Annotated in this window: 8 protein-coding genes; 5 read left to right on the top strand and 3 right to left on the bottom strand. The window is 47.2% G+C overall.

Annotated features, from left to right (window positions below; all coding sequences use genetic code 11):
- The first annotated feature begins 161 nt into the window (after positions 1-161).
- The 5 genes from Psfp_RS22065 to Psfp_RS20290 are packed head-to-tail and all read left to right on the top strand — an operon-like array spanning position 162 to position 3,733.
- On the top strand, positions 162-734 hold the full coding sequence (locus tag Psfp_RS22065) for a DUF5320 domain-containing protein (protein ID WP_205079639.1): 573 nt from the start codon (positions 162-164) through the stop codon (positions 732-734).
- A gap of 28 nt (positions 735-762) precedes the next feature.
- A complete protein-coding gene (locus Psfp_RS20305) occupies positions 763-1,626 on the top strand; it encodes an ATP-binding protein (protein WP_134220331.1) in 864 nt (287 codons plus the stop codon).
- Positions 1,623-2,516: an ATP-binding protein gene (locus Psfp_RS20300; RefSeq protein ID WP_134220330.1), complete on the top strand. Its 894-nt coding sequence runs from the start codon at positions 1,623-1,625 to the stop codon at positions 2,514-2,516. The genes Psfp_RS20305 and Psfp_RS20300 overlap by 4 nt, the downstream gene beginning before the upstream one ends.
- Positions 2,517-2,858 carry a NifB/NifX family molybdenum-iron cluster-binding protein gene (locus Psfp_RS20295; RefSeq protein ID WP_134220329.1) on the top strand — a complete coding sequence of 114 codons (342 nt, stop codon included), beginning with the start codon at positions 2,517-2,519 and terminating at the stop codon, positions 2,856-2,858.
- 17 nt (positions 2,859-2,875) lie between these two features.
- A complete protein-coding gene (locus Psfp_RS20290; protein WP_134220328.1) occupies positions 2,876-3,733 on the top strand; it encodes an Mrp/NBP35 family ATP-binding protein in 858 nt (285 codons plus the stop codon).
- A gap of 111 nt (positions 3,734-3,844) precedes the next feature.
- On the opposite strand, the gene Psfp_RS20285 is transcribed toward Psfp_RS20290, so the two are convergent.
- The 3 genes from Psfp_RS20285 to Psfp_RS20275 form a co-directional block, all read right to left on the bottom strand.
- The gene (locus tag Psfp_RS20285; protein WP_134220327.1) at positions 3,845-6,004 is read right to left on the bottom strand and encodes an ABC transporter ATP-binding protein; all 2,160 of its coding nucleotides are present in this window, start codon (positions 6,002-6,004) and stop codon (positions 3,845-3,847) included.
- Positions 6,001-7,728: an ABC transporter ATP-binding protein gene (locus Psfp_RS20280; protein WP_134220326.1), complete on the bottom strand. Its 1,728-nt coding sequence runs from the start codon at positions 7,726-7,728 to the stop codon at positions 6,001-6,003. The genes Psfp_RS20285 and Psfp_RS20280 overlap by 4 nt, the downstream gene beginning before the upstream one ends.
- A gap of 70 nt (positions 7,729-7,798) precedes the next feature.
- Positions 7,799-8,092, bottom strand: coding sequence for a MarR family transcriptional regulator (locus Psfp_RS20275; RefSeq protein WP_134220325.1), 294 nt, complete (start codon positions 8,090-8,092; stop codon positions 7,799-7,801).
- Positions 8,093-8,204: the final 112 nt, after the last annotated feature.

Here is an 8,204-nt window from a genome sequence, read left to right as displayed (position 1 = left end):
AAATAATAACCTCCCCAAAGAAACTGCAAATATTTTAGCAGATTGGGGAGGGTTCTGAATCATCTTTTAGATAATCAATGTGCAAAAAAATCCTGCCTGCCAGGACTACTTTACGAGCAAGATTACAGCATGGAAAGGAGGTACCAATATGCCCAGAGGAGATGGAACCGGCCCGGACGGCAGGGGCCCGGCCGGCGGCAGGCGTAGAGGCCCATGTGGGACCGGTCAAGGACAGGGGCAAGGTCAGGGTCAACGGCAAGGTCAGGGTCAACGGCAAGGTCAGGGTCAAGGTTCAGGCGGCGCGCAGGGGCAGGGAAGAGGTCAAGGAAGAGGCCGGGGACCCCGTCAAAGCTGATATTTCAAACCACATGCATTTAAAATCAAAAATAAGGAGGCTTACAGCTATGCCAGGATTTAACGGAATGGGCCCGCAAGCCGCCGGACCGATGACTGGATGGGGACGCGGCTACTGCATAGGCTACCTTCATCAAGATAGTGAAACTGATCGAAGGACGGGTATGGGCCGCAGGCGGGGCTGGAGGAATTGTTACTACGCCACCGGACTACCCCGCTGGGCCAGGTGGACTCAGGGCAGGACCCTTGCCGGAGCGGTGTACGCTCCAACAGAAAAGAGTGAAGCGAGTCTGGAGGACCTAAGAGAGCAGGTCGGTTATCTGGAAAAAGCTCTCGAGCAAGCAAAAAAGCAGATTCAGGAACTAGAAAAACAAGTGTGAACCGGGTCACACGTCAGGGAGGTAAAACATGGCGACAAATCTAACCATCGCAGTTGCCAGCGGCAAAGGCGGGACGGGCAAGACCACTGTTTCCGCAAACCTTGCCTGCGCGGCGGTAGAAGCAGGGCATAAAGCAGCATACATGGATTGCGATGTGGAAGAGCCAAACGGACACCTCTTTTTAAAACCCCGTATTAACCGTATCTTTCCGGTCGGCATCCCCGTTCCGGCAGTAGACGAAGAAAAGTGCATGATATGCGGCGCCTGCGGGGAAATATGCCAGTACAGCGCCATCGTAAAAATCAGTAAAACAGTCCTGACCTTTGACAATATGTGTCACGGCTGCGGGGGTTGTTCACTGGTCTGCCCTGCCGGCGCCATAACCGAAAAAGAGCGTCCCATAGGCATGATTGAAGAGGGTAACGCCGGCAGGGTTTCCTTTATACACGGCAGGCTCAATATCGGGGAAGCCATGAGCCCGCCGCTGATCAAGGCCGTCCGCAAGGCAGGGCAACATGGCAACCTGATCGTAGTCGACGCCCCCCCAGGGACTTCCTGCCCGGTCATTGCAGCGGTCAGAGGAGTTGACTACGTGCTGTTGGTAACCGAGCCGACTCCTTTCGGGCTTAACGATCTGGGCCTTGCTCTTGACATGCTGCGCGAACTCGGGATCCCCGGCGCGGTGGTTTTAAACAGATCGGATCCGGAATACAACCACCTGGCCCATGGTTTCTGCAGAGAAAGAGGAGTGCGGATTTTGGCTGAAATTCCTGATGAACGCAAGGTGGCTGAAGCCTACTCTGTTGGTGAATTAGCCTATTATGCCGTACCTGGCTACAAAGAAACCATGCAGCAGCTTCTGGCCTCCGTGGAGAGGGAGGCGATAGGTTGAAAGAGCTTGTAGTCATCAGCGGCAAGGGCGGCACCGGTAAGACAAGCCTGGTAGCTTCCCTGGCGGCATTGGCTGAAAGACCGGTACTGGCGGATTGCGATGTAGACGCGGCAGACCTGCACCTGGTTCTTGAACCAATAATCAAGCACTCTGCTGCATTTAGCGGAGGTAAAACCGCCTCAATCCAAACAGAAAAGTGTATCTCCTGTGGAAAATGTTTTCAACTCTGCCGTTTCGGGGCAGTGATCAAGGATGAGAGCAAGCCGCCGGTTTACACCATAGATTCCATAGCCTGTGAAGGTTGCGGCGTATGCAGTTATTTTTGCCCGGAAAAGGCAATTGATTATAAGCCGTCTGTAAACGGACAGTGGTTTATTTCTGATACCCGCTATGGGCCCATGGTCCATGCCAGGCTTGGGATTGCCGAGGAAAATTCAGGTAAAATGGTGAGCCTGGTACGCAGTCAAGCCAAAATGATTGCCGAAAAGGAAAAATCGGCCTATGTTCTTGTAGACGGGCCACCCGGTATCGGCTGTCCCGTTATCGCCTCGGTTACAGGAGCCGACGCCGTGCTGATTGTTACTGAACCAAGCGTGTCCGGCCAGCACGACCTGGAGCGAGTCATAGAGCTGGTACGTCATTTCAATATACCTGCTTACCTTTGCATTAACAAGTTTGACCTTAATCTTAATATAAGCGAAGGAATAGAAAAAAAGGCCATAGCCGGTGGTGTCCGGTTAGCAGGCAGGATTCGCTACGACCGGTCGGTTACCTTAGCCCAGGTCAGAAAACTGCCGGTGGCAGCTATCCCCGACTCGCCTGCTGCTCAGGATATCAGGGCAACGTGGGATAATATCATAAAAAAAATAAATAATAAGGAGTGTCTTTAGATGAAAGTTGCCATGCCGATAGCAGGAGACCGTTTATGCGCGCATTTTGGACACTGTCAGCAGTTCTATTTTTTTGATTTTGATGAAAATACCAGAGAAGTTTTAAAGAAAGATACCTTGATTGCTCCACCGCACGAGCCCGGCTTGCTTCCCAGGCTTTTAAAGGAAAAAGGAGTCAACCTCGTCATCGCCGGCGGTATGGGTATGCGAGCGCAGGAATTATTCGCCCAGAACGGAATTAAAGTGGTCACCGGCGCCGGCGCGGAAAATGACCCGGTAGATATCATCAAGGAATACTTTAACGGCACTTTGAAGACTGGCGCCAACTTGTGCGATCATTAGGGAGGGAGCAATCCATCATGGAAAATGATACTAATTGCAGTTGCGATTCTGACAAAGGTTCCGGCTGCAGCTGCGGGACGGACAAGCAGGTAGTTGAAAATTCCAAAACCGGCATAGAAAAACTTACCGTTAACGAATTCAGCACAGTCAAAAACGTAATTGCAGTTATGAGCGGTAAAGGAGGCGTTGGGAAATCATCAGTGTCTTCCCTGCTCGCCTGCGGTTTTAGAAGAAAAGGCTTTGAAGTCGGGATTATGGATGCCGATATTACAGGTCCCAGCGTACCCAGGATGTTTGGCGTCAAAGGGAAGTCCGAAGGAACTCAATTTGGAATACTTCCCGCAGAAACTAAGACCGGTATCAAGGTGATGTCAATTAACCTGCTGCTTCCGAAAGAAGAAGACCCTGTTATTTGGCGGGGGCCCATCCTTTCCGGGGTTGTCAAACAATTCTGGACGGATGTTGTTTGGACCGACCTGGATTATCTTTTTGTCGACCTGCCGCCCGGCACCGGGGATGTGCCCCTGACGGTGATGCAGTCCCTTCCGCTAAACGGGCTGATAGTCGTGACCTCTCCGCAGGAACTGGCAGTCATGATCGTCAACAAGGCGGTCAAAATGGCCAAACAGATGAATATACCCCTCCTGGGTTTGATTGAAAATATGAGCAGTACAATCTGTCCCAAGTGTGGTGAGGAATATCAGCTGTTCGGCCGCAGTCACGGTAAGGAAGTCGCGGAGGAATTTTCAGTTCCTTTCCTTGGAAGCATGCCGGTTGACCCCTACCTGGCCACACTCTGCGATACGGGCAGGATCGAAGATTACGAGAGCAACCTTTTTGCCAACTTGATACCCGAAAAAATAGCTGCAGACTGAAGTTTCATTCCAAAATAACGAAAGCGTGACCACTCCAGCAGGTGAGACAGGGACAGTTCTCCGTCTCACCTACTTTGTTTCCCTGATAAATAGCAGTTCATATCATACACATCAAATGTTACCTGCGGCTTCATTCAGGTTTGCCCCGGTAAACTGGCTGTTATACAGCTCTGCATAAAAACCGCCTTTGCCAATTAACTCTCTATGGGCGCCCATTTCAATGATACTACCTTTATGCATAACCAGAATGAGTTCCGCGTCACGAATTGTCGACAGTCTATGGGCAATGACAAAACTTGTTCTGCCTTTCATAAGGTTGGCCATGGCTCTTTGAATCAACACTTCTGTCCTTGTATCAACGCTGCTGGTCGCTTCATCAAGGATCAATATCGCAGGATCTGCAAGTATGGCCCGCGCTATGGTAAGAAGCTGCTTCTGTCCTTGAGAAATATTGGTCGCTTCTTCATCAAGGACCGTATTGTAGCCATCAGGCAGCGTTCTGATAAAGTAGTCTGCGTGAGCGGCTTTAGCTGCGCGTACTATTTCCTCCATTGCAGCGCCTTCTTTTCCGTAGGCTATATTATCCTTAATGCTCCCGTTAAACAGCCATGTATCTTGCAGCACCATGCCAAACATCTTGCGCAGCTCGCTGCGCTCGATATCTTTTATGTCAATACCATCGATGCTGATCTTGCCGGCGTTTATTTCGTAGAATCGCATCAGAAGGTTTACAAGTGTGGTTTTGCCCGCGCCGGTCGGCCCTACAATAGCAATAGTATCGCCCCTTTTCACCTCCAGGTTCATGTCCTCAATAAGCGGTACGTCCTCTTTATAACGGAAACTCACATGTTCAAATTTAACTCCGCCTTTTGGAAATTCGATAACCTTTGCAGCGGGACTGTCGGGCACTTCTTCTTGTTCGTCCAGCACTTCAAATACCCGTTCCGCGCAGGCGATAGTTGATTGAATAATATTGGCGATATTTGCTGTTTGGACAATCGGCATGGTTAATGATCTTGAATACTGAATAAATGCCAGTATATCTCCCAACCCGAGTATATTCCTGGTAATCCAAATGCCTCCAACAATACTGATAAACACATACCCCAGATTGCTTATGAAATGCATCAGAGGGAACATGCTGCCTGATACAAATTGGGCTTTCCACCCTGCACTGTTAAGCCTGTTATTGATAGCTTCAAATTCTTCTATTGAATTCTTTTCTTGTCCAAATGCTTTCACTATTTTATGCCCGGTATACATTTCTTCAACATGACCGCTTAGTTTACCCAGTTCTTTCTGCTGGGCTGCAAAGTATTTTTGCGACTTCCTGGCGATGAAGGCAGTTGCCAAAATATATAACGGAAGCGTGGCAACTATGATCAAAGTAAGTAACGGGCTGATTGTGAGCATCATAACGATGTAACCGAGTATTGTAATGACCGATGTAATAATCTGGGTCAAGCTTTGCTGCAAAGTTGTTGATATTGTATCAATATCATTGGTAACGCGGCTTAATATGTCTCCATGCGGATGCATGTCAAAATATTTCAGCGGCAACCTGTTAAGCTTATCGTCTATTCCTGCGCGCAGGTCACGTACGGTCTTCTGCGCGACACCTGACATCACAAGTCCCATAATCAAGCTAAAAGCGGCGCTTAACAAATACATTCCCAATAGGACTAAGGCAATTATACCAATGTAGTGAAAATCATATCCACCATTAGTTTCCCTTATGGCCCTAATTGATCCATCAATTTGTTCCTGCGTCAATTTAATATTTGGCTGTCCGTTCTGTCCGCTATCCGGCATCCTTTTACTCAGAGCTATAATTTTCTGGCATATATCAGCCTTCTCATCCGCATCTGTCACCGTATTGAGCATGGGAAGATTCATAAAGTCCTGGACAGCCTTAATGGTTTCAGGGTCTGCCGGCAGCGTATCATCCCCTTTCCGCACATTATTCACTTGATAATTTATCTGTTCAACTGCTTTAATTTGAGCTTCAGACGTCTGCTGCAGCATCATCTTCGCCATATAACCATCCTGCAATTTATTCATTGCTTTGCTGGTTACTTTAGGCGCGGCTATGGTGAATGTTGTACTTGCAATTGCAAATACCAAAACGATAATTAAATTAATTCTATGTGGTTTTAAATATTTAATTAGCCTTTTTAAAGTCTCTTTAAAATTTTTAGCTTTTTCAACCGGCCTTTCAAAACCACCTCTTCTGCCGCCCAAAGGTCCCTGCTGTCTATTTTGTTCACTCATGCAATTTCCTCCTCCGACAACTGCGACGACACAATTTCCCGGTATACCCCGCAGGTACCTAACAGCTCACTATGGGTTCCCATTCCTGCAATCCGCCCTTCATCAAGGACGATAATCCTGTCGGCATCCATAACGGTACCTACCCTCTGGGCTACAATAATTACCGTCGCTTCAGTAGTTTCTTTTTTTAAGGCCGCGCGCAAGCGCGCGTCTGTCTTAAAGTCCAGAGCTGAGAAGCTGTCGTCCAAAATGTAAACCTCAGGTTTTCTTACCAGCGCCCGGGCGATGGCAAGCCGCTGTTTCTGGCCTCCCGACACGTTGGTCCCGCCTTGAGCAATGACATGGTTAAAGCCGCCATCCATATTTGAGATAAACTCAGCTGCTTGAGCAACTTCAGCGGCATGCTTTACTTCTTCGTCTGTTGCCTTGGCATTACCGAATTTTATGTTGTCAGTGATTGACCCCGAAAACAATACTGCCTGTTGCGGTACAAAACCGATTTTTGAACGGAGGATTTCCTGGGACATCTCTCTTACATCCACACCGTCTATAAGAATTCTTCCGCTATCCACGTCATAGAACCGTGGAATCAGGTTGATCAGGGTTGATTTACCCGAACCCGTGCTTCCTATAATGGCGGTCACTTCACCGGGTCGCGCTAAAAAGGAAATGTTTCGCAAAGCCGGTTTTTCCGCGCCATGATAGCTGAAGGTTACATCCTTAAATTCCACATAACCTTTTGCGGTAAAAGAATCTTTTGTTTCTTCGGCATCTGTTATTTCAGGCACCGTTTCAAGGACTTCATTAATTCTGACTGCGGCAGCCTGAGCCCGTGGAACCATAATGAACATCATGGCCAGCATAACCATGGAAAACATAATCTGCATGGCATATTGAGTAAACGCGGCAAGCGCGCCCAGATCCATACTGCCGTTACTTATGCGTATGCCTCCAAACCAAAGGACAGACAGCGAGGTGAGGTTCATGACCAGCATAATGGCAGGCATCATGAAAGCCATGATCCTATTTACTTTGATATAGTTGTTTGTAAGATCAGCATTGGCTTCATCAAAACGTCTCATTTCACGCGCTACGGTATTAAAAGCACGAATTACACGAATGCCGGTAAGCTTTTCACGTAGAACAAGATTGATTTTATCAATCTTTACCTGAACCAACCTGAACAGCGGTATCATCCGCGATGAAATCAAAACAATCACACAGGCAAGAACAGGTATGGCAACTGCAAGCACCAAAGTAAGGGTCTTATCTTGCCGTAGGGCCATGATAATACCACCAATGGCCATCATCGGGGCACTGATCATCATACGCATGATCATCACGGTAACCATCTGGATCTGGTTGATATCGTTAGTGGTCCTTGTAATAAGAGTAGCGGCGCCCATTTTATCAAATTCATTTAACGAGTAGCTCTCAACCCGGCTGAATACCTTGCTTCGCAGAATTGTTCCCAAACCCACGGCAGTTTTTGATGACAAGAAGCTTGCAAAAATCGCGCAAATAGCTCCCCCTCCAGCGACAAGAAGCATCAGTCCGCCAAGTTGCATAATCTTGTCCGTATCACCCTGCATGACTCCATCATTAATTATGTCCGACATCAAAGTTGGAAGATAAAGATCTCCCAGCGTTTGTAAAAACACAAAAACCAACACACCTACAACCATGGCAGTAAATGGGTTTAAATACCTATATAATTTTAGCATTAAAACGCCGCCTCCAATGCCAATAGGTTAGTTATCCAACTCTTTATTGAAATTAAGATTGTTTGTGCAATTATTCATGCTTATCGTTTAAAATCTTTTTTAGGACATCCAATCCTTCTATTATTTTTGCAATTTCTTCAGGTGTTCCTGCGCTAAGCAAGTCTTCAAAGTTTTTTTCAATTATTTTATGAAACCCATTGTGGATTTCTCCAAACTTCGGGGTTACTTTTACATAGACAATCCTTCTATCCTCTTCGCTTCTCGTCCTTATAACCAACTGTTGTTTTTCCAGTCTATCAATTATGCCGGATATAGTGCTATTGGATAAATTAATCTTTCTGCTTAATTCACATGAGTTATGCAGTTATAGGTAAATAGCCCCAGTTCCATAGCCATAAAAATGGATGTGGAGGCCAGAAATTTTCGATGAACCTTGAAAACCGATCGCCAGTTGTGTCAAAATAGACTTGGATTTG

This window comes from Pelotomaculum sp. FP (assembly GCF_004369245.1).
In the GTDB taxonomy this organism is placed as follows: Bacteria; Bacillota; Desulfotomaculia; order Desulfotomaculales; family Pelotomaculaceae; genus Pelotomaculum_C; species Pelotomaculum_C schinkii.
The sequence above is the reverse complement of the archived record's forward strand: the minus strand, read 5'-3'. Positions and strand labels throughout refer to the sequence as shown.